The sequence below is a fragment of the Sporosarcina contaminans genome (genome assembly GCF_042679045.1).
GTDB lineage: Bacteria > Bacillota > Bacilli > Bacillales_A > Planococcaceae > Sporosarcina > Sporosarcina contaminans.
On the sequence record NZ_JBHTLT010000028.1, the window covers coordinates 20,952 to 43,415 of the forward strand.

The 22,464-nt window shown below is 41.2% G+C and carries 16 protein-coding genes and 2 CRISPR repeat arrays; of the genes, 8 read left to right on the forward strand and 8 right to left on the reverse strand.

Features of this window, described 5'->3' with window-relative positions:
* Nucleotides 1–8: 8 nt before the first annotated feature.
* From ACFQ38_RS05965 to ACFQ38_RS05980, 4 genes are all read left to right on the forward strand, one after another.
* On the forward strand, nt 9–1,406 hold the full coding sequence (locus ACFQ38_RS05965) for a cobyrinate a,c-diamide synthase (RefSeq protein WP_381480047.1): 1,398 nt from the start codon (nt 9–11) through the stop codon (nt 1,404–1,406).
* Complete coding sequence (locus tag ACFQ38_RS05970; protein WP_336824623.1) at nt 1,393–1,935, forward strand: cob(I)yrinic acid a,c-diamide adenosyltransferase; 543 nt, start codon at nt 1,393–1,395, stop codon at nt 1,933–1,935. Before ACFQ38_RS05965 ends, ACFQ38_RS05970 begins: the two co-directional genes overlap by 14 nt.
* A gap of 291 nt (nt 1,936–2,226) precedes the next feature.
* Complete coding sequence (locus tag ACFQ38_RS05975; protein ID WP_381480048.1) at nt 2,227–2,730, forward strand: sigma-70 family RNA polymerase sigma factor; 504 nt, start codon at nt 2,227–2,229, stop codon at nt 2,728–2,730.
* Complete coding sequence (locus ACFQ38_RS05980; RefSeq protein WP_381480049.1) at nt 2,714–3,715, forward strand: anti-sigma factor; 1,002 nt, start codon at nt 2,714–2,716, stop codon at nt 3,713–3,715. Before ACFQ38_RS05975 ends, ACFQ38_RS05980 begins: the two co-directional genes overlap by 17 nt.
* A 275-nt stretch (nt 3,716–3,990) precedes the next feature.
* A CRISPR array of direct repeats spans nt 3,991–5,084; the repeat unit is 32 nt; unit sequence ATTTCAATCCACGCTCTCATATAGAGAGCGAC.
* 192 nt (nt 5,085–5,276) lie between these two features.
* Here ACFQ38_RS05980 and ACFQ38_RS05985 read toward each other — a convergent pair.
* The 8 genes from ACFQ38_RS05985 to cas3 all read right to left on the reverse strand — a co-directional run bounded on the left by ACFQ38_RS05985 (nt 5,277) and on the right by cas3 (nt 16,327).
* A protein-coding gene (locus ACFQ38_RS05985) for an IS3 family transposase (RefSeq protein WP_336825706.1) occupies nt 5,277–6,406 on the reverse strand; the annotation gives its coding sequence in 2 pieces (ribosomal slippage) (nt 5,277–6,154 and nt 6,154–6,406; 1,131 coding nt in all).
* Between the two features lie 113 nt (nt 6,407–6,519).
* Nucleotides 6,520–8,307: direct repeats of the CRISPR family, unit length 32 nt; unit sequence ATTTCAATCCACGCTCTCATATAGAGAGCGAC.
* Between the two features lie 158 nt (nt 8,308–8,465).
* The gene (cas2, locus tag ACFQ38_RS05990) at nt 8,466–8,756 is read right to left on the reverse strand and encodes a CRISPR-associated endonuclease Cas2 (RefSeq protein ID WP_381480050.1); all 291 of its coding nucleotides are present in this window, start codon (nt 8,754–8,756) and stop codon (nt 8,466–8,468) included.
* 10 nt (nt 8,757–8,766) lie between these two features.
* Nucleotides 8,767–9,798, reverse strand: coding sequence for a type I-C CRISPR-associated endonuclease Cas1c (cas1c, locus tag ACFQ38_RS05995; RefSeq protein ID WP_381480052.1), 1,032 nt, complete (start codon nt 9,796–9,798; stop codon nt 8,767–8,769).
* The gene (gene cas4, locus ACFQ38_RS06000; RefSeq protein WP_381480079.1) at nt 9,795–10,454 is read right to left on the reverse strand and encodes a CRISPR-associated protein Cas4; all 660 of its coding nucleotides are present in this window, start codon (nt 10,452–10,454) and stop codon (nt 9,795–9,797) included. Before cas4 ends, cas1c begins: the two co-directional genes overlap by 4 nt.
* Entirely contained in the window at nt 10,441–11,316 is an 876-nt protein-coding gene (gene cas7c / locus ACFQ38_RS06005; RefSeq protein ID WP_381480053.1) for a type I-C CRISPR-associated protein Cas7/Csd2, read from the reverse strand. Before cas7c ends, cas4 begins: the two co-directional genes overlap by 14 nt.
* Complete coding sequence (cas8c, locus tag ACFQ38_RS06010) at nt 11,297–13,231, reverse strand: type I-C CRISPR-associated protein Cas8c/Csd1 (RefSeq protein ID WP_381480055.1); 1,935 nt, start codon at nt 13,229–13,231, stop codon at nt 11,297–11,299. The genes cas7c and cas8c overlap by 20 nt, the downstream gene beginning before the upstream one ends.
* The gene (cas5c, locus tag ACFQ38_RS06015; protein ID WP_381480056.1) at nt 13,228–13,953 is read right to left on the reverse strand and encodes a type I-C CRISPR-associated protein Cas5c; all 726 of its coding nucleotides are present in this window, start codon (nt 13,951–13,953) and stop codon (nt 13,228–13,230) included. Before cas5c ends, cas8c begins: the two co-directional genes overlap by 4 nt.
* Before the next feature lie 16 nt (nt 13,954–13,969).
* A complete protein-coding gene (gene cas3 / locus ACFQ38_RS06020) occupies nt 13,970–16,327 on the reverse strand; it encodes a CRISPR-associated helicase Cas3' (protein WP_381480058.1) in 2,358 nt (785 codons plus the stop codon).
* A 546-nt stretch (nt 16,328–16,873) separates the two neighbouring features.
* On the opposite strand from cas3, the gene ACFQ38_RS06025 reads away from it, so the two are divergent.
* From ACFQ38_RS06025 to ACFQ38_RS06040, 4 genes are read left to right on the forward strand one after another with little or no spacing between them, the layout of a single operon-like run.
* A complete protein-coding gene (locus ACFQ38_RS06025; RefSeq protein ID WP_381480059.1) occupies nt 16,874–18,196 on the forward strand; it encodes a hypothetical protein in 1,323 nt (440 codons plus the stop codon).
* The gene (locus ACFQ38_RS06030; protein WP_381480060.1) at nt 18,197–19,453 is read left to right on the forward strand and encodes a Zn-dependent hydrolase; all 1,257 of its coding nucleotides are present in this window, start codon (nt 18,197–18,199) and stop codon (nt 19,451–19,453) included.
* 39 nt (nt 19,454–19,492) lie between these two features.
* Nucleotides 19,493–20,938, forward strand: a complete 1,446-nt coding sequence (locus ACFQ38_RS06035) for a M20 family metallopeptidase (RefSeq protein ID WP_336824612.1) — start codon at nt 19,493–19,495, stop codon at nt 20,936–20,938.
* Between the two features lie 12 nt (nt 20,939–20,950).
* Entirely contained in the window at nt 20,951–22,462 is a 1,512-nt protein-coding gene (locus tag ACFQ38_RS06040; protein ID WP_336824611.1) for an AbgT family transporter, read from the forward strand.
* The last annotated feature ends 2 nt before the right edge of the window (nt 22,463–22,464 follow it).

Genomic DNA, 22,464 nt, shown 5'->3' on the forward strand with positions numbered 1-22,464 from the left:
GATGTTGTATGGCGAAACGAAGACTCGTAATTGCAGGTACGAACAGCGGCGTTGGAAAAACGACTTTAACCATCGGAATAATGGCTGCCCTGATGAAAAAGGGATTGACTGTGCAAGGATTCAAATGCGGTCCAGACTATATTGACCCTTCCTATCATACGGCAGTAACAGGTCGGATTTCCCGTAACGTGGACAGCTATATGTTAGGACGGGAAACGGTATTGGATGTATTCACACATGCGAGCCGCGGTGCGGATATTTCAATTATGGAAGGTGTTATGGGCTTTTTCGATGGGAAAGACCCGAAAAATGATATTGGAAGCACAGCAGATATTAGCGTTATTACGAAAAGCCCGGTGTTGTTAGTCGTGGATTGCGCTAGCATGGCAAGAAGCGCGGCAGCTATCGTGAAAGGGTTTCAAACATTGTCATCCAAACCCGACATTGTAGGCGTAATTGCCAATAAAGTTGGAAGTGAAGGCCATTTCAACATTGTGAAAACCGCCATCGAGCAGGAATGCGGCATTCCGGTTATCGGGTATTTGAAGCGGGAGAATGAAATAGAAATTCCTGAGCGCAGCCTTGGGTTAATTCCTTCAATTGAACGAGGCGAGCTTGACCAATTTTTCGAGCGACTCGGGGAATTGGTTTCAAATACTGTTGATCTTGATAAACTACTTGAAATTTCAACAGTAGAGCCTCTTTCCTTTCATGGAAAAGAATCGCTCTTTTCCCGTTCGGAAGTTCCTGTTGTTCGAATCGCTGTCGCAAAAGATATAGCCTTCAGCTCCTATTATGAAGAGAACTTCGAACTGCTGAAATCCTGCGGTGCTGAACTCGTGCCGTTCTCCATAATGGCAGATGAGCCAGTCCCACCAAATTGCAGCGGATTATACATCGGTGGGAGTTTGCCGGAAGAATTTGTGCTCGCAGTAAGCAATAGCGAGCGAGCGAAACAGTCGGTCTTAGAAGCAATTATGAGCGGCATGCCAACATTTGCGGAAGGTGGAGGCTTTAGTTTCTTAACGCAATCCATCACGTTGACGAACGGTGAAACAGTGGAGATGACTGGAGCTATTCCAGGAAAAGTAACAATGCATTCATCGTTAAAAGCAATTGGCTATCGAGATATAAAAGGCTGTAAAGAAAATTTCCTGCTCCCTGCTGAAGGACAAGCAAAAGGACATGAATACCACTATTCCACTTTCGAATCGGACGTACAGCAATATGCCTATGCAACGAAAGGAATGCGCGGCACGAAATTAGATGGCTACACTGCTGAAAACCTTGTTGCAGGATTCGTCCAATTCCACTTTGCAACTTGCTTGCATATGGTCGAAAGATGGATAAAAGCGTGCACAACTTATCAAAATACACAAATGGAGGTACATCATGGGGAAAGATAAAAAAGGACTAACACTCGTTTATACAGGTAATGGAAAAGGGAAAACAACTGCAGCGTTGGGCATCGCCTTGCGCAGCACGGGTCGAGGCATGAAAGCGAAAATTTATCAATTTATTAAATCTCCTGAACGAACTTATGGCGAACAGATCGCTCTGAAAAAAATAGGCGTAGAAATGGTCCAATTAGGCATCGGCTTCACTTGGACAAAAACGCCTGAAGAACATCGGGAGGCGCTGAAAAAAGCGTGGCCAATCGCAAGAGATGCCGTTATGAGCGGAGAATACGACGTCGTCATCCTTGATGAATTGAACAATGCCCTATCGATCGATAAATTCCCGATCGATGACGTCCTTCCAAAAGAGGAAGTGTTGGACATGATCCGCAACAAACCTGAACATGTCCACCTCGTGATCACTGGCCGAAACGCCCTTCCCGAAGTACAGGAGCTCGCCGACCTCGTCTCCGTTATCGAACCTGAAAAGCATTATTACGAAGAAGGCGTGGATGCGGTGAAAGGACTTGAATTTTAAACGATTAAAAGAGGCTGTTCATATGTAACGAACGCCTCTTTTTTCTGTTATGTGTAACATCGATTAGAGAGCGAACGATTCAATCGGCTTATACAGGGATATTTTTATACCTATTTGATGTTCCAATAAAGGTTGCGTATTGTTATGAATGAACGGAGTTCATTGTTTCCAATCAGCTACTCTTCATAAAAGTGCTCCCAAAATCAACATAGATTAATATTTTTCACAATAACTGTAACATTTCACATATATATACGTGTTAATAACGAGACGAGTAAAGAGGGGGGCAAAATGCAAAGTAAACGACAGCAATTAGGAAATCTGTATAAGCAGTTATGCGATTCGAAGCAGCTTTCGGAGGACTTAACACAAGAAACATTTGTCCGTGCGACTATTCATTTGCACACTTATGAGGAAGAAGAAGCCCGTGCTTGGTTATTTAAAGTTGCGCGCAATGCATATTTAGATGAGTGGCGCAAACAACAGAAAAGGCGGTCAATCCCCTTCCTATCTGCCTTTTCAGTGAAAAAAGAAATGATTAGTCCGTACGGGCTTCCAGAGGAATCCATTTTGACAGAGGAACGGAACGAACAACTTGAAGAGCTATTAAAATACTTACCCGAGCATTATCGCTCCATTATTTATTTACGAGAGTACGAGGAATTTAGCTATAAGGAAATATCTGAAGCATTGCAGCTGACGGTTGACCAAGTGAAAATAACACTTCATCGGGCAAGGAAGCGCTTAGCAACCATTGCCGACAAGGAGGGATGGCAGTATGACAGAATGGAATAGCGATTTGGAGAAACGGATACTCAAGAAATCCCGTTTCACATTAACATTTCGAATTCTTCGTATATTATTGTTACTGTTTTTGATTTATAGCGGGTACATACTTTCAATAAACTTTGCTGCAGATAAACTACATATAGCGGATGAAAACGCCTATTACTCTAAGCTATCAATCGATTGGACTATACCAAATGTAAGAGGGGATCTTAATTTTACAGATGAAGAGATGACGTTATTTGGAACAAAGAAATTATCATATAATTTGATTAAAAAAGTAGGGAATTACGACAAAGTCATTGGCCAAGCGAAGGTAGCAAAACGTCTTATTGGTCGATCAACTATTCAATTGACGCATCCCGGGCTAAAGCAAGTGAATGAATTTTCATTTTCACTGCCTGTAGATCCTCGTACAGATAAACAATTGGAAGGCAATACTTGGCCGAATGTATGGGAAACATTATCTATGCTTCCTGAAGGAACAGTTGGAGAATTGGCTTTTTCAACAAATCGGTTTATGGAATCCAAACAACTCATTGACGCTTTGGAAAAATACGATTTACATGTATTATGGATGCCATTATATACAGGCGAGTTTGTAGATTATGAACCGTATGAATGGAGTAGTGGCGGCGATAAATCACTCATAGTTTCTCCCTTTGGGCTAACCGGAGGAAATGATCACAATGAGAATTTTCATGAGTCGATGCGAATCCTTCGATTGGATAAGGAATCTCTTATTGAAAGTGAACAATTAATGCTAAAAAACATTGAAAACCTTTTAAACAAGTCATCGAGTTATTATGAGCAATTTTTAGGATTAAGCCATTTAGAACAAAAATATCAGTATTTACAGGAAAACGGATTTACTGTATATGGAGCTGTTGTCACAGGACCCGTAAAAGAACTGTTAAAACTGCAGGATGTATCATTTATTCAAGGCGAACAATTAGGCAATGTGGAATTGTGGAACTGGCAATCAAAGAATTGATAGAATTGAGCGATTCCATGTAAATGTGCGCGTATGTAAAGGTATTTCCTATATTTAGGAGATGAACTACGTTACGCGCTCTTTTAGCCATGTAGTTGTAGTACTTGTCACAAAACTTATCTGCGGGTTTTGCAGCCTCCATTTTTCCGTTCCAATTTCCATAAACGATAATGAAGTGACCCCAAAACAGGTATCCATCTGAATAAAACAGTTCAAACCATGCATATCGCACACGTAACAACGCCATTTCAATTACCTTTCCTCAAATCACATTTATTTCAATCCACGCTCTCATATAGAGAGCGACTATCGTCTGGATCAAGAATAGTTTCTTCGGTTTCATTTCAATCCACGCTCTCATATAGAGAGCGACGTTCGTCAAACACTAAAGAACCATCATTGTAATACAATTTCAATCCACGCTCTCATATAGAGAGCGACGGGCAATGAGCCGTCTGCCTGTTTGGGATGCATCTATTTCAATCCACGCTCTCATATAGAGAGCGACTCGGCATTTTGCTACACGAACAAAAGACGCGAAACATTTCAATCCACGCTCTCATATAGAGAGCGACAAAGTATTCAAAGTGAGCTGTTTCCTTCTTATATATTTCAATCCACGCTCTCATATAGAGAGCGACGGAACAGTGGGTGCGGTATTTACAAGCTCTCGGCATTTCAATCCACGCTCTCATATAGAGAGCGACATGTATTTTAATAGATTTTACCAACGATCTAATATTTCAATCCACGCTCTCATATAGAGAGCGACAGAGGGTAGAAATTGTAAACGTTGCCCACTGATTATTTCAATCCACGCTCTCATATAGAGAGCGACTCTCGCGGATTTTTCGGTATGCCGTCTTGCCACTATTTCAATCCACGCTCTCATATAGAGAGCGACTCCAATGAAGGAAGCTCCACATCTACTGTTCCTAAATTTCAATCCACGCTCTCATATAGAGAGCGACGCGTATGGCGGCTACGAAGCCCATCGGAGGTATTTATTTCAATCCACGCTCTCATATAGAGAGCGACTTGATATTCGACATTAAACGTATCAGCGACAAATGATTTCAATCCACGCTCTCATATAGAGAGCGACCCCATTCGTAAAGCGTTTGGGTGGTGAAGAAATCAATTTCAATCCACGCTCTCATATAGAGAGCGACTTTAACACCAAGTATAAACATACCCGGTACAAAAATTTCAATCCACGCTCTCATATAGAGAGCGACCCATGCACGCTCACTATTGCCAAACATAAAGAAATTTCAATCCACGCTCTCATATAGAGAGCGACCACGATGGTAACATTATGAGTGTTTTCGAGGTGCATTTCAATCCACGCTCTCATATAGAGAGCGACTGGATTGTCAACACTAAACTGCACAAAAGTTTTAAGGTCTGCCTGCGTTTGCAGTTGCGACTTGACAGCGAGCCTCTACGGGCATGACTTCCGAGCCAGGACGCCAGCTTCAAAGAGATCCGGCTCATCCTGCCAAAGTTATCATGCCCGCCCCTCACTGTAAAGTCGCAACATCCCTTGCACGATATCTGCTTAACTCCCTGCGGCAGCCTTGCGGTATTCCATCGGTGTCAGATAACCAAGGGTGCCGTGTATTCGAAATTTGTTGTACCAGTTAACATAATCATCAAGTTCCAGATCCAGTTGCTGTTGACTTTCAAATCGCATTTGCTTGATAAATTCCGTCTTAACTACATTGAACATCGCCTCGGCAACCGCATTATCATAAGGGCATCCTTTCATGCTCAGTGATCGCTTGATGTTGAATGTTTCCAACACTTCGTTGATTAGTTGATTATCAAATTCGCTACCGCGGTCAGTGTGAAACAGTTGAATTGTATTGAGCGGACGGTCGATACCCGACAATGCTTTATAGACCAGCTGAGCGTCCTTGTTCGGACCAGCACTATAGCCGATAATTTCTCGATTAAATAGATCCGTGAACAGACAAACATAATGCCATTTGTGGCCCACTCGCACATAGGTCAGGTCGCTGACAACAGCAGCGAGTTCTTCTCGGCCAGTAAATTCCCGGTTCAGGACGTTTCCAACTTTTTCTTCATTACACTTGCTTTTATGCGGTTTGAATTGGATAACAGTATAATTCGAAACAAGCCCTTGTTCGGACATAATGCGGCCGATCCGCCTTCTGGAGACAATATAACCCTTCTTCTTTAGTTCGACTTTAATTTTTCGAGTTCCGAAATTTTTCCGATTTGAGAAGAAGATTTCCCGGATTAGTTGTACCAGTTCTTGTTCATCTTTTTTCACTTGGGTTTTAGCTTGGGTTTGAGAGTAATAGGTACTCCTTGGAATATTGAGGACGTCGCACATTGCTGATACCGAATAGAGGTGAGAGTTATTGCGGATTACATCTATTTTCGTCCCATGATCAGCGCTGCTTGCTTTAAAATATCGTTCTCCATCCGAAGTTGTTGAATCTCTTTCCGGAGCCGGATAAGCTCCTTCTCTTCCGGTGTACGGTTGTCCTTTTCACGGAAAGAACCACTGTTCTGTGATTGTTTCACCCATTTATCAAAGGCTGAAGGTGTCAACTCATATTCGCGGATAATATCCGCTCTTGGCTTACCATTTTCATAAAGCTGAACCATTTGCTTTTTGAATTCTTGGGTAAAGGATCTTCTTGTTCTTTTTTCGGTCATTGTAGTCTCCTCATTTCTATTAGTTGTATTCTACAAGACCTTAATTTTTCTGTCCATCTAAGTGTAGCCTATCCAGACAGCAGGTAAACTAAACAAATCGGAGGGGTTAAAATATTTCAATCCACGCTCTCATATAGAGAGCGACAAAGGACCTTTTTGGTATCTCGGATTTGGAAATGGTAATTTCAATCCACGCTCTCATATAGAGAGCGACATAATGACACGATCGATTCGCCCGAGGGTAAAAAATTTCAATCCACGCTCTCATATAGAGAGCGACGAAAAAAATGCCGAATCTATTTTCATTTTTTACGCTATTTCAATCCACGCTCTCATATAGAGAGCGACAATAGCGCAATCAACGAATAAGCAACGAACTCGCCATTTCAATCCACGCTCTCATATAGAGAGCGACGCTGGCTGATATGGTCGATGTACCCGATGATGTGTTATTTCAATCCACGCTCTCATATAGAGAGCGACCAAAGCGATTATTTTAATCGGATTGTAGCTCACACATTTCAATCCACGCTCTCATATAGAGAGCGACTTATTCGCGATGTTGTCACTAAAGGTGAGAAATTATTTCAATCCACGCTCTCATATAGAGAGCGACTACAAATTCAAAAGATTTTAGACCGGATAGGTATATTTCAATCCACGCTCTCATATAGAGAGCGACGNTATAGAGAGCGACATTTAATTTCTGGAAAGAAAAAGGGGCATTCGTTATTTCAATCCACGCTCTCATATAGAGAGCGACGCTGCGAGATTACGGAATGAAAAAACAAATTGGTTTGATTTCAATCCACGCTCTCATATAGAGAGCGACAGATGATACCATAAATGCATATTATGACCGTGTATTTCAATCCACGCTCTCATATAGAGAGCGACGAAAAAAAGTTAAAATCCGACAAAATAGTTAAAAAATTTCAATCCACGCTCTCATATAGAGAGCGACCCCTTCATAGTCAGTTCCTTTACTCCCTACCAATTATTTCAATCCACGCTCTCATATAGAGAGCGACAAACATTGATGCGGAATACAGAAAAGCGTTGAATATTTCAATCCACGCTCTCATATAGAGAGCGACGCCATAATCGTTGTATACTGATACTTTGCTGTATTATTTCAATCCACGCTCTCATATAGAGAGCGACGCAAGCTATTCGAAGGCAAGCAGCTCGAAGTCTACATTTCAATCCACGCTCTCATATAGAGAGCGACCGTATGATGCGCCCGGTAATTATCCGATACTTGACATTTCAATCCACGCTCTCATATAGAGAGCGACAAGCCGAAGCCGAACGCGCCAAGATGACGGAAATTATTTCAATCCACGCTCTCATATAGAGAGCGACCAGACGCAATCTACAACGCAAGCCGGCGGTGGGAATTTCAATCCACGCTCTCATATAGAGAGCGACTTGAAACGAATAACGTCCTCAAGAATCCGGTCGTCATTTCAATCCACGCTCTCATATAGAGAGCGACAGGCGCGCCAAGTGACAGTTGCTACTGTCGCGCGATTTCAATCCACGCTCTCATATAGAGAGCGACGAACGCATGAAGCGTACTGAGTTTATGTCGCCTGCAATTTCAATCCACGCTCTCATATAGAGAGCGACAAGAAGGACAGGCGGAAGCAGATGCGGAAATGGGAATTTCAATCCACGCTCTCATATAGAGAGCGACAAAAGAGAGCAAAACAGAAGCGTAGAAAATATAGCATTTCAATCCACGCTCTCATATAGAGAGCGACATACATTGCTCCCGTAGCTGTTTTACGACCCTTGTATTTCAATCCACGCTCTCATATAGAGAGCGACCGATACCGACGCAATAATCCGTACCTCTTGCGCCGAATTTCAATCCACGCTCTCATATAGAGAGCGACCGCAACATAATGAAAATTCTACTTCATATTCACTATATATTGTAGTGAATATGAAAAAGCTTTTTATTTTTCAACATACTTTTTCCGTTTCTTTCCTTTTTGAACAATTTCTTTGCGCGAACCTCCTAGGGATTTCATGTTCACTTATGGTTCGCGCATTAGAAAATAAGAGGGTCTTCAACTTTAATTGCAGGTTTTGCACCAACATGTCTTACTTTTGTATCATATTTTTTTCCTATTCGGTAATAGCGTAAACTATCAACATTTGGGTCAATAATTTTCTCCAAGGCTATTTCCAACTGTCGTAATTGGGTAGTGTCAACTATACATTCAAATACGGAGTTCTGCACACGAACTCCGTATTCTTCACATTTCTTTGCAACCTTTCTTAACCGCCTTTTTCCACTTTCCGTTTGTGTCTGTACATCGTATGTGACAAGTACAAGCAAACTAAAACACCTACCTTATCAAAATGGGAGGATAGGCATCCAAATCACCGCGAAGATAACGAGCTAACAACAATGCTTGGACATGTGGAATAAGCCCCCATTGTATTTTTTCTTTTAGAAACGGGTGTGTAATTGTTTCTTGTTTTTCTTTTTGCCACAACTGCAAAAAGTTTTTACGTGCATCTTCTGTTAAAATAACCGCCTTATTTTCCTTTACAATAAAATCCTTCTTCGTTATTTGCTGCCTATTTATCATTTTCAGAACAAACCGATCAGCAACAATTGGCCTTAATTCTTCCATTACATCAAGCGCCAGTGACGTACGACCTGGTCGATCCCGATGTAAAAAACCCACATATGAATCCAGCCCTACCCCCTCAAGCGAAGCGGCAGTTTCGGATGCAAGAAGGGAGTAGGAAAATGAAAGCATCGCATTTACGGGGTCAAGCGGTGGTCTTCTATTACGGTTATTAAAATAAAAAACCTCTTTTTGATTAAGAATGCATTCCTCGAATGCACTATAATATACACTTGCAGCATTTCCTTCTATGCCTCTTAACGCATCCAAACTTGTGCAATTTCCCGCCTCGGATCTTGAAACTTTCAATCGATCAATAGCTTTCATAACCTTATTCGTATCAACGCGTAACGCATGATCTCTTACTGTTCTCTTTAATATTTGTTCACAATTGAAAATCTTACCGACAATCATATGCCTTGCTATTTTCGCACTTTTTTCTTCATCTTCCGATATGCGATATTGTTTTTTTCGAAGTGTGACGTTTCCATTCACCTCTCCTATAACTCTCCCACGGAATCTACCATTGCTTGAAAAGAATGATATACTTATATTTTGTTTCATGCACTCACTCATCAAAGCCGGGCTTGCCCCCTGATGACCAAACGTACTAATTGCTTCAATATTGTGCAATGGAATGCGCGCAACTGTTTCATTCTCTTTCAACAAGTTAAGATTTTGTCCTTTTAGTGATAGGTAAATTTCCGGATCTGATACATATACGGTATTCAGCAAATTTTTCAATCCGCCAACATCCTTTTCATATAAGTAGAAACTTTTTCCCGTTCTAATAGATTAGGCATACACTTATGCCGAAGCGAACAGTTGTTACAGTGCTTTCCAGTTTTTACGCGCGGAGTAAAACGCCGTCTATAATACTGATGCATCTCATTAGTCATATCGACGACCTTCTCTCTCATCTCTTCAGTAATCTGCCGTGGCTCGCGTCTTCTGACTTCATGGTAATAAAACGAAGCTTCCTCAATCTTTATACTAAGCATCTCTTCTAAACACATGACTTGAGCGGTAAGTTGCATTATGTCTGCATCATGATTTTTCGGCTTTCCCCGTTTATACTCGATTGGTTTCGGAATAAATTTTCCTTTTTCCCCCTGAAGTGAGATGCCTTCGTCACTTTTAGTAAACTCAACCATATCGCAAATACCCGAAATGCCCAAAACTCTTGAATGAATAGGCATCGCCCGGACATATAATGTATCCCCTCTTTTTTCCCGAGTAAAAGGATCATCCACTTTCTCATGCAGCAAATTTCCTTCTACTGTTAAAACATTATCCTCCCACATTTGCTCGATATGAATCAGCGCCCATTGTCTTCTACAAAAAACAAAATGTTGAAGGCCGGAGAGCATTAGAAATTCTTCTTCGTCATAGCCCATCATATTCCTCAACAGACAATCCTTCGAGAGGAGTTGCGACAATTCGGTAATTTTCAATTGTTGCCGGGAATTCGTTTTTCACTTTTTCCACTTTTAACGAACGGTGCACTGCAGCAGAAGAATACTGTCCAAGCTTGGAGTTATGTTCCCACCACAATAATTTATTTACTTCCATACTTCCATCCGGTCGAGCAGAGGAGGCATCGTTGGCGAATAATGTCTTCAAGACTTCCTTTAGCATTTCTGCATCTTCCTTGCTAAAACCTGTTCGTTCAGCAAGTTGCGGATTAATGCTTCCATAGCACACATACACCCCGAAATCTACTCGGTGCTTCATACCCATTGTATCGGAAGTTTTTTGGCTCGGATCTTTTTCATTCGTTACGGAGTTGACACTTTTTGTTATCTGCATACTCGTCACATCCACAGGTTCAATACTTGTAGCGGTATGAATTGAAACTGGTCCCCTTACTCCAATCGACATTTTTGTTCCTTTGAATGCAAATACTTGTCCAAAAGCCCTGACATCATACCAAGTTTCACATGCTATCGCTTCCGCCGTTTGCTCATCGGCACCTGTGGCTTTTGCCTTGGATAGTAATTTCTTTAATTCTTCAACAGATTCAGCTCGATCTTTAATACTCCGATAAGAATCAGAGCGTCTTTCGTCAGATTGCACAAGAATTGGAACACCTTCATCTTGTAAGCGGTTTCTAATTTTCCTTTTAATAGCTACGTCTGAAATTTCACCATGTCCATTAAAGTCTTGCCTTGGGCGATTTCCATTTAGCGGGTCTCCGTTCGGATTCGCTTTATTTACAGTAAATACAACTGCGAAGTCAATCTTATGATTCAGTGTCGACATGTTCTTTTTCCCCTTTCTTTGTATACAATTCCTGTATTTGACTACTATATCCAAGTAAAAATATTGGACCGAGTGGATCATCTGTCATTTGTTCATTGGTCAGCCGATCCTCGATTTTTTGGATTAACATACTGAAATACCCCGCATTACCCCATGAACGTTGAAAGTACGGAGTCAATTGCTTTCGGATCACGAGCCAAGTCCGTGCAGGATGTTGGGTGAACGCATTGAAATATCGGGTAGCATTTGTTGCTCTCTTTTCATCCCGCTCTTTTAAAATCCTGCTTTCCATTACTTCAGCTAAACCTAATAGCCGGCCAAACAAATAATCCCTTTGGTTGTTTTCTTCCATTAAAGCCACGCCATATCCCTCCTCTTCGTAATATTTTGCAGTCAATGCGCATGCGATATTTACAGTTGCATTCCAAGATTCTGTCGAATTGGTAAAACTGAATGGATTTTTCACACGATTGAAGATGATCCGCACAATGTCGTTCGGCAACCGTTTCCGTTCGACAATGCACGGGAGCAAACGTGTATAGAGTTCTTTCTTTATTCTGCTATCCGCCTTGCTGCCGTAGACGGCCTCTGCAATCCGATAGGTGGACGGTGTTCCAACAAAAGAATGAATTTTATTTGTTTTGGCATCTTTATGACTTTGCAACCAACGGCATGTATGATGCCATTCCTGAATAGCATCATAGAAAAGATCCGCCTCAATTCGTTGGTAATAAACTATAGCCAATCTGCCCGTTGTTGCCGCATCAAGAGCCATTACGATTATGTCTTCCAAATCCTCTTTCTTCAATGAATGGCGCATTCCCTGGATCGCCTTATTCAGTTCACCTGCTACGAGTTCCTCCGTGCGAGCAATGTCGTTTTTTAATGAATCGAATTCAGAAGTGAAAAGATCATCCCATTCAGTGTTCTCCTGTTCAATCAATTCACGCGTACTTGCAAAAGGAGACGCTACATCCGCATGTTCAATTCCAAATGCCACGAAATACCGTGTATCTACATATGTCCCTTGCCTTTGAATTAGCCATCTAAGTGCGTGATGCGCTTTTTGCGAAGTCTCATACCCAATTTGAACAGCTTCGGTCGGTTTTGCAAATCTGCCGCGATATGTAAAACCTTTATCATCATTCGCAGAGATCAATTTCGACATATCCCCAGCATTTCGGATTCTTGAACCGTGCCGAGTTGTTAAACCAACTTTTTCCCCCGTAACATAACAAATCCCCTTTTCTGCTTCTTGATAATGTTCCAGGAATTCAATGAACGACCGAAAAAGCTCCCTATCCTCCCAAACGACAGGATCATTTGCAGTTTCATGATAGACATCAAACCGAACAAATGCAGTCGATGCATCGCCAGTTACGACTTTATAAATCATAGGCTTTTCTTCTTTCGAGCTCGCAGGCCACTTCTCTAATATCTTCCCCCTTTCGTTCGTCGGAAGGATATGTGCATCTATTAAATCTTCTATCAACCTACCTTTGGAAACATAGCGGTAGATTGCCCGCACTTTCCGATTCGTGAGGGGCGAATCATTCCACGCCTTCATTTGCTTCAGATAATCAGGATGATGCTCCTTATATTTTGGATCCCCTCCAAATTTTGTAAAATCTCCAGCTACATAGACTAATTTGTCATGAAGAAAATGCGGGGCACTACTGTTGCTTCGGTTTGCAGAACTTGGTGTTGCCGGCACAATTGTTCTGGCATTTTCTTTCTCAATGACCTTTGCGTTGAGAAATTCACCTTCCGCTGTCAGAAGCACTTCGATTTGCGCACTTTGCATGACATGCGACACCGGCAGCAACGTCATGCGCTGATTGCGTCTTTCTTCAAATTCTCCGACACGCGTTTGGTTTCGGCCATAGACATTGTTCAGTTCTTCCATCCAGCTCATCGGTCAACCTCCTTAAATAGAGATTCGTATTCCTCATCAACAGAAGTAAAATTGACTCCTCTTTCAAATTTTTTCATCGGCTCTTTATGAATTGTTCGAATGATATTACACTCTTCCGGTCTATCAAAACGAATAATGCCATCCTTCATCGTAGGATTCCAAAGACGAGCTTGAAACGTTTCTCCATCGCCTTCATCCGGATAAGTGAATCCATGGAACATATGGCCAAAACTAATTTCACCATAGCCATCATAATATCCTTTCCCTTCACCAAATGAACAAGACTCAACATAGCCTTGGCATTCTCTAGTACCCAAATAAATATCACGACGTCCCCCACGTTCAACCGACCTTTTCGCAATGTTATGGTGCTTGTGTTCGTTGCGGTCATAAGATAGATCCGGACGATTTTCATTGAATTCAAAATGCGCACGCACTTGATACTTCGGTTCTCTCAAATACGTGTAATACATCAAGTCATTCCCATCTTCATGATATTTGGTTGGTCGAACAGCTTTCACTTCTGTCTGGATGGGATTCATAATACGCACTTCATCGATGTACCAGACGATAGTCGGTTTCCAATAAATAGACTCAGTAATTCCTTTCAATGCTTCATACGTCGGAATTTGATAAGTAAATTTTTCTCCACCAATACGGCTAATAGGATCCGTAAATAAACCATATTTCCCATGAACAACGAATTCGATTTGATTTCGCAACTTCTTCTTCACCTCCTTAAAATGTATAAGACTCCACTTTGGCAAGCCCGTCCAAGGACACACCATAGGAAAGATCATACGCTTTTTCCTTTAGACAATAGATTGAACCGTCAAAAAGTGGTTGGATTAAACCCGTCTCGCTCAGTTTACGCAATTCATGCTGATATAAATTGACACTATATTGCTGCGCTTGTTTAATGCGTTCGTTAAATAATGTTAAGTCATAGTGATTATCATTCAAATCAGCTATGATTTTCTCTCCATCCTCGTATGGAACAATAACTGCAGTTGTCGGGGAATCAATCGCTTCAAAATATTGTTCAATCGTTTTAAACATTCCCAGGGACCGAGTTTTCGGATTTTGCATCGCGGCCGCTTTTCCGTTCAATAAGTGATAGAGCGGATGATTCAATCCTTTTGGAGCAATCTGTATTTCTCTCTCTGCTTGCTCAAAAAAGTGGGAGAAGTATGTCTCGATTGCTTTCGGACCTAAAAGTTGACCTCTAAATTCTGGATTGGAAAGGATATAGTTTTCCGTCACTTCCCCACCAATCCGAATTTCAGGCAATTTTGAAAGGCTTTCATCTTTTGCACGTACTATATAGACATTGCCCCTTAACTTTTCAGCATTTCGGTTGCACCTGCCTGCAGCTTGAGCAATTGAATCGAGACCTGCAAGTGAACGAACCACTGCCTCAAAACTAATATCTACCCCCGCCTCAATCAGTTGCGTGCTAATACAGACCACTTTTTCCTTTCCCAATCGTTCGCGTATTTCCTCTAATTTTCGCTTTCTGTGTGCCGGACACATCGAAGTGCTTAAATGGACTACGAAAACGTCCTCATTTTCCTTTAACAACTTATAGACGTTTCGGACTGCAGTCTTTGTATTTAAAATTACTAGAACTGAACTATTTTCCTCTAAAAGATCTTCAGTAAATTCAGCAATTTTTTCCGCTCCCCATCCTTCAGATTCAACTTTAGAAGTAATTGAAACCCTTTCAAAAGCTTTTACCGCACCCACAAGATCAGGCACGATTTCCGCTTTCTCTGGCAGTCTTATTGCAGGTTCAATTCGATCCAATGCCGGCTGGGTAGCTGTGCAAAGCAAAATACTGCTCTTTCCAACGGTTTGAAGAAAATTTATAGCTGCACTAAATAATGACTGATGCTGGAATGGTACAGTCTGGACTTCATCAAAGACAAGGACCGCATTCGTTAGACTATGGAGACGTCTTCCTTTCCTCGTTCCTTTTTGATAAAACGTATCCAAAAATTGGACCATCGTTGTAAAGATGATCGGATATTCCCAATTATCCCTACCGAGTTGCATCTTTTTATGCACGTCCGAATCGTAAAAATCCGTTTCGTTGTCCAACGCAGTATCATCAATCACATTCGCATGATGTTCTAAAACAGCGTCTTGCCGGTCGATAATATCCCTTACAGCTTGTGCATTCTGTTCAAGAATCGTCGTGTAGGGAACAATATAAATGATCTTAGACTTATTAAATTCAAGTGCGTGTTTTAAAGCGTAACGAAGGCTGGCAAATGTCTTTCCTCCGCCTGTCGGGATAGATAATGTACGAATTGCAGAGCATTCTAACGCGATGATATCACACTCTTCAGACATCTCATTGCGCAATTGGTTTATCGGCTTTTCACTTTTCCGAAAACGGATAACCGTTTTCATAAGATTCTCATATCCCTCTTTAAATAGAGATTGAAAATTCGAATCTAAGACAGATTCAGCTTCTTCAAAACATCTTGTATTTGTACGGTCAGCATCGATCAGACAGCTAAAAACAAGCTTTTGCATTAGAGCTAAATAGGTGTACAAATCCCCGTGTGGCTTAACCGTGCGAAGAAAACCCTCCATTTCTTCAATTGCTTCGGACACAAGAGATTGGACTCTTTCTTTATTTCCCTGGATACCTTCAAAATTCCGCACGACTTCTTTATAGTAGGGTAATTTGTCATTGGTTACACGCCTGACAAAATCCGATGGTTTAAAATCAGGCTGAACAAAGTTTTGCATGCCGGAATGATGGGATAGAATCCCCATCCCTATAGTTTCTACTACAAGATTTTGCAAAGTATTTTGTCCGTAAAAGTTTTCATATAAGTACTTAGCGCCAGCAGTTGAATGGTCAATTTTCTCAGTGGCTATTTCATTCTCCAATACGGCTTTTTTCAAGTAATTCGTGAAATGTATTGTAAATTTCCCCATATCATGCAACAGGCCAGATAGTTCAGACAAAGCTCCCAAATTCACTGATTCTCCATAGCGACGTGCTAAACTGGCTACTTCTTCTAAATGCTGTTGGACACTCTGCTCCTCAAAATCCGACTTTCTAATATGCGCAATTAGCATACTTTTACCCCCTCCACATTCTTCCGCCTTGTATAATTACCAATATAGCACAAGTTTCAGTTAAAAAGGCTCATTTCACAGAATTGTTCATAATGTTAAAGTTGCCTAAGTATTTACGCCCTTAGGCAACTTTTTCGATGTCTTATTTAGATTCGTGACGTATATCACACTTAACTATCGTCCCATCTTTGAGTAATTTTACTTTCACTGTCATGGTGCAGTTACGATCCGAATGTTCCGAACGGTTTTCTTTCTTCCGCAACCTTCGATGCATCTTACTGTTCGGCCTATGTAACTTGAAGCTCAATCCATAACTCACCCTCCAATATCATAGGCTCTCTGCCCTTCTAACCTTTATAACGGTTTTCTTTTCACCAATTATTTATGTGTCATTTTCTTTTCTCATAGAAACCACCAAACCACAAAAAAGAATTTTAAAAATATTGTAGACTTTTAAAATTCTTTATAGTAATGTATAGGGAAACTTAAAGGAAATCTTCCTTATATCGATATTTGTTATTTCATTTTCGTGAAGGAGGAGATGAATTGTTTGTCACAATCGGAGTAGTTGGCCCATCTGAATCTGTGGATAAGATTTTAAAAGTGGCGGAAGAGTTTCCAAGTGCGCGGTGCCTACCTTTTATTTATGAGGATGTAAAGGAGTTGCCAAATTTAATAAAACAGGGACAGTTGCTTGTAGACCAGTGGTTGTTTTCGGGAGTAATGAATCATACATACGCATTAAAACATCGCTTGGTACAGCCAGAACAGGCAAGCTTTCCTCTGCTGCATGGTTCGAGCTTCTTTGGAAAACTTTTAGAAATTCAGCAAAAGGAACAACGGATATTTCAATCGTTCAGCATTGACCATATAACGGCTGAGGAGATTCAAAAAGTCCTTTCTTTTTATGACATGGATCATCTTCATTTTGAAACGATTCCTTTTTCGATTGATAAAGAGCCTGAACAAATTGCACATATTCATCAAGTGTTGTACGAGAGCAAAAAGACGGAGGTTGCAATCACTGCAACAAGAGGGGTATATGATCGATTAAAACGTCAGGCAATCCCTGTTTACAGGCTTACTCCTTCCTACTTTTCAATTAAACTATCGATCGAACTGCTTATTGAAAGAGCCCAAGTGAAGCATTATGAAAACTTGCGTATGGCCGTTATCGCATGCCAAGCTCTCAATGCCAATGAGAATATTGACGCTTCTCTCTTTAAATGGAAACACCAAGATTTAGACTTAAAAAAGAGCTTGCTAACGTTAACGGAAAGATTGAATGGTTCATTCGTGGAAGTGGCAGATGGGCTTTACTACATTTACACGACTAAAGGCGAAATTGATACAGATATCGAGTCTTCCTTAATGAACAACATGGCGTCCTTTCGGATACATAACCAATTAGAAATTGGTTTCGCAATCGGCTACGGACAAACTGTTTTAGCTGCCGAACAGCATGCGCGCCATGGACTCAATCAGTTAAAAATGGGCGGGGAGCCTTCCTTGCTCATTGTTCAAACGAAAGATGATATAACGCAAAAAGTACAAAACGAAGAGCATACGCTGAACACCGAAGCGATCACTAGTGCACTGCAAGAAAGGTATGAGCTGAAAAACGCCAATACCCGTGATGTGTTGCGCATAGCATTGTATTCCCGCAAATATAATAAACCGCATTTCACAGCCGAGGACGTCGCTCAATGGTTCAAAAGCACAAAACGTAATGCCCGTCGGATCCTATCGGAATTACAACAGGATGCGATTATCGAAATACATGATAAGACCCAGGCTGCACCGAGGGGTAGACCGAGTAATGTTTATCGTTTTACGGACAACGACCTTTTTTTCGGAAAGGAGAGTTAAATGGAAAACGAACTTCTTCAGTGGATTAAAAAAGCCTTACTGCAACTGAATTTAGTGGAAAGTATGGAGCAAACAAAAGGATTTACCCGACTAGGCTACACGAAAGAAGAACAAGCAGCACAGAGGCAATTCCGCTTAATTGCCCAAAGCCTTGGATTGCATACCTATCAAGATGTAGCGGGCAATCAATGGGCTGTATGGCAGGTGGATGACCACTTAGGAACAATTGCTACAGGCTCACATTTAGATACTGTCTATAATGGAGGCGGCTACGACGGCGTTGCTGGAGTAGTCGCGGCATTAGCCGCTGTAAAACTGCTTAAAGAAAGACGATTCATGCCTACAAAAAATATTGCCATCGTTGTTTTTGCATGTGAGGAATCCGCTAGATTCGGTATTTCAACGATCGGCAGCAAGGCAATTTGCGGGTTATTAGAAAAAGATCATGTTGCTTCTATCCAAGATGCAAATGGCATTACGGTAGAAGAAGCTGTCAATAATTGCGGCTTGAATTGGCGGAATATTGAGGAAGCTGAGTTATCAACACATTCATTAGAACAATTCATCGAATTACATATTGAGCAAGGAAGCCGGCTCGAAAAAGCACAAAAAGAGATCGGCATTGTCCGTGCAATTGCCCAGCCAACTAGGCTGTTCATCACTTGCAATGGCATGACAAACCATACAGGCACCACCCCTATGAATGAACGACAAGATGCGCTCGTTCCCATCGCACAATTAATAAGTTACATTGAAAAAATTGCACTTGAAATAAACGAATGCCAAACAACTCCCCTCATGGCGACAGTTAGCACAATAAAAGCAAGTCCAAACGCTATGAATATGATTCCTGAGGAAGTTATCGTTGGCATTGATATTCGCAGTACAAGTGCAAAACTAAAAAAAGAAATTGTAAGCGCTGTAAAAAAGTTTATTGAAAAAGTAGAAGCTGAGAGATCCGTCACCATGCATCTAAAAACAACCGTTGATGATGAACCGATTCAACTGGATCAAGCAATTCAAACGACATTCACAAATCTATGCAAGGAATTGGGACTTTCATCAATGATAGTAGATAGCGGAGCAGGCCACGATGTCATGAATATGGCTAAGCGCTGGCCAAGTGGATTATTGTTCATCCCTTGCCGTGAAGGAATTAGTCACCATCCATCGGAATATGCCGATTGTCATGATTTATTAAAAGGAGCAACCTTGATTGCCGCTTTTCTTGAAAAAGCAGCGACCATTACTTCTTAACGTTATGATTCCAATGACCAGTATATAGGAGGTTTTGAATTGCATACATTCATCCAAGAGTATATCGAAAAGAACAAAGAGTATTTTCAAGAAGTATCTAAATATATTTATAACCATCCAGAAACACGCTTTGAAGAATATAAATGTGCTGCTTTTTTAGCAAATGAATGTAAAAAATTGGGCTTTACAGTGGAGCGTAATATCGCAAATATACCAACTGCTTTCAAAGCTATCTATGGGAACGGCAAGCCTGTCATCGCATTTTTAGGAGAATTCGATGCACTCCCCGAATTAAATCAACAACCGAACATTTCTATACCTGAGCGTATTGAAGATCAGCCCAATATCGGTCATGGATGCGGACATAATTTACTTGGCGCCGGGGCATTTGCCGCAGCATGTGCTGTAAAAGCTTTTCTTGAAGTAAATGAACTTTCAGGAACGGTTGTTTTTTATGGTTGTCCCGGGGAGGAAGGTGGTTCCGGTAAAACATTTATGGTCCGTGAAGGCGCTTTCAATGGGGTTGATACGGCTTTAACTTGGCACCCTTCTCCAATTAACGCCATTATGAGCCTACCAACACTCGCAAACTACCAGGTCGCTTTTCGCTTCAAGGGAATCGCCGCACATGCTGCCAACTCTCCGCACTTAGGCCGCAGCGCTTTGGATGCTGTTGAATTAATGAATGTAGGGGTCAATTACCTAAGGGAACATATCATCCAAGATGCCAGAGTACATTACGCAGTTACCGACACTGGCGGTTTATCACCTGCCGTTGTGCAACCACATGCAGAAGTTCTTTACTTAATTCGAGCGCCAAAGAACGAACAAGTAAAAGGGATTTACGATCGTATTTGCAAAATTGCAGAAGGCGCAGCTCTCATGACAGAAACCGAACTGACAATTGAATTTATGAAAGCTTGCTCCAATTATATTCCGAACAGAAGCTTAGAGGAGCTTCTTCATAAAAATCTCAAAATAGTTGGAACTAGTGAACCTAGTGAAGACGAAAAAACTTTTGGAAAACAAATATGGGATACCTTCTCAAAGGACGAACAAGATTTCTCTGTAGAATTAATGAAAGGATTTGGATATATCGGAGATGGTAGTGAGTTCAAAGGAAAATATGTAGCTGATTCTATATCTGACTACGCAGTTACAGATGAACTATTTTATGGTTCTACTGATGTTGCAGATGTTAGCTGGGTAACCCCTACCGCACAATTAACTGCGGCAACGAGTGCCCTTGCTACTCCATTACATACGTGGCAAATGACAGCGCAAGGTTTATCGAGTTTCGCCAATAAAGGTATGCTGCGCGCTGCATCAGCTATGGCATTGACTGGAATTGAACTTTTATCTTCAAAAGAGAAGCTGAAACAGGTCCAAGAAGAATTTCAAAGGTATCAACAGGACCATCCATATACTAACCCAATACCGCCCGAAGTCAAGCCAACCACACTTAGCGGGAAAAAAATCTACTAATGAGGTGAAATTATGAAGGAGAAAAAAAGTTTTTTCCAAAGATTTTTGGATATCGTTGAGCGAGTAGGAAATAAGCTTCCCGATCCATTTGTACTTTTTATCGGACTCGCGGTGATGATGATCATCATTTCCTATATTTTTAGCTTATTCAATGCTTCTGTCGTACATCCCGGCAACGGAGAAACGCTAGCAATAAAAAGCTTAATCTCTGCAGAAGGATTACAATTCATCCTCACTTCTATGCTAAGTAACTTTACAGGTTTCGCACCACTTGGCTTAGTGTTGGTCATGATGTTGGGGATAGGTTTAGCAGAAAAGGTTGGTATGCTTGATTATGCTGTACGCAAAACCATTTTAAAATCACCACCTTTTTTATTAACCTATACAGTTGTGTTTGTAGGAATCATGGGGAATCTTGCATCAGATGCTGCAATCGTATTAATTCCCCCATTGGCGGCACTTGTTTTTTATAAAGTTGGCCGCCATCCACTTGCAGGGCTAGCAGCAGGATTTGCTGGAGCGGGTGCGGGATTTACCGCTAATCTATTTATTGCTGGAACAGATGCATTGCTAGCCGGTATTTCAACAGAAGCTGCACGCTTTTTGGATGAAACCATTACCATTACTCCAGCGGACAACTGGTTTTTCAATGTTGTATCCGTCTTCGCACTAACGATTGTTGGCGGACTTGTTACTACTCGCTTCATCGAGCCTCGTTTAGGAAAGTATGAAGGAGATGCTATAGAAGAAGAGAATACAGAAGATTTGCCACAAGCGAAAAGAGCCTTTATACACGCAATAATTGCAGGGCTCATTTACGTTGCCATTATTGCTGTTACAATTTTTATTCCGAACAGCCCTTTGACAAATGAGGAAGGCGGACTCATTCCGTCTCCGTTCCTTGATGGCATCGTTCCGATTATACTAATCTTTTTCGTTATTATTGGAGTGACATTCGGTATCTCTGTCGGCAATATAAAATCAAGTAAAGATGTCAGTAAATATATGTCTGAGTCTATTAAAGACATGTCCAGCTATATCGTCTTAGTTTTTGCAATCGCCCAATTCACCGCCTACTTTAACTGGTCCAATCTTGGTACTTGGGTTGCAGTAAATGGAGCAGAATTTCTAAAAGATATTAACTTCACCGGAATGCCGCTTATTATAGGCTATATTATCTTCACGGCATTGATGAATTTCTTAATTACATCGGGTTCAGCTAAATGGGCAATTGAAGCACCGATCTTCGTTCCGATGTTCATGCAATTGGGATATCATCCCGCCTTTACCCAAGCAGCTTATCGCATCGCAGATTCATCTACAAATATTATTACACCGCTGTTTCCATATATGGTCATCATATTGGCATTCATGCAACGTTACGATAAGAAAGCAAGCATTGGGACGTATATTTCCCTCATGCTTCCTTATACAATCACTTTCTTAGCAACATGGATCATTTTAATTATGCTGTTTTATTACCTCGGAATTCCATTTGGACCGGGTATCCATGCCCGTTTTTAATC

Coding starts and splice junctions, on each gene's coding strand:
- cas4 (WP_381480079.1), bottom strand. CDS start 10,454: ATGATGGGCTATGACGAAGAAGAATTTCTAATGCTCTCCGGCCTTCAA.
- cas8c (WP_381480055.1), bottom strand. CDS start 13,231: ATGAGCTGGATGGAAGAACTGAACAATGTCTATGGCCGAAACCAAACG.
- ACFQ38_RS05970 (WP_336824623.1), top strand. CDS start 1,393: ATGGGGAAAGATAAAAAAGGACTAACACTCGTTTATACAGGTAATGGA.
- cas7c (WP_381480053.1), bottom strand. CDS start 11,316: ATGTCGACACTGAATCATAAGATTGACTTCGCAGTTGTATTTACTGTA.
- ACFQ38_RS05975 (WP_381480048.1), top strand. CDS start 2,227: ATGCAAAGTAAACGACAGCAATTAGGAAATCTGTATAAGCAGTTATGC.
- cas3 (WP_381480058.1), bottom strand. CDS start 16,327: ATGCTAATTGCGCATATTAGAAAGTCGGATTTTGAGGAGCAGAGTGTC.
- ACFQ38_RS06030 (WP_381480060.1), top strand. CDS start 18,197: ATGGAAAACGAACTTCTTCAGTGGATTAAAAAAGCCTTACTGCAACTG.
- ACFQ38_RS05980 (WP_381480049.1), top strand. CDS start 2,714: ATGACAGAATGGAATAGCGATTTGGAGAAACGGATACTCAAGAAATCC.
- ACFQ38_RS05965 (WP_381480047.1), top strand. CDS start 9: ATGGCGAAACGAAGACTCGTAATTGCAGGTACGAACAGCGGCGTTGGA.
- ACFQ38_RS06040 (WP_336824611.1), top strand. CDS start 20,951: ATGAAGGAGAAAAAAAGTTTTTTCCAAAGATTTTTGGATATCGTTGAG.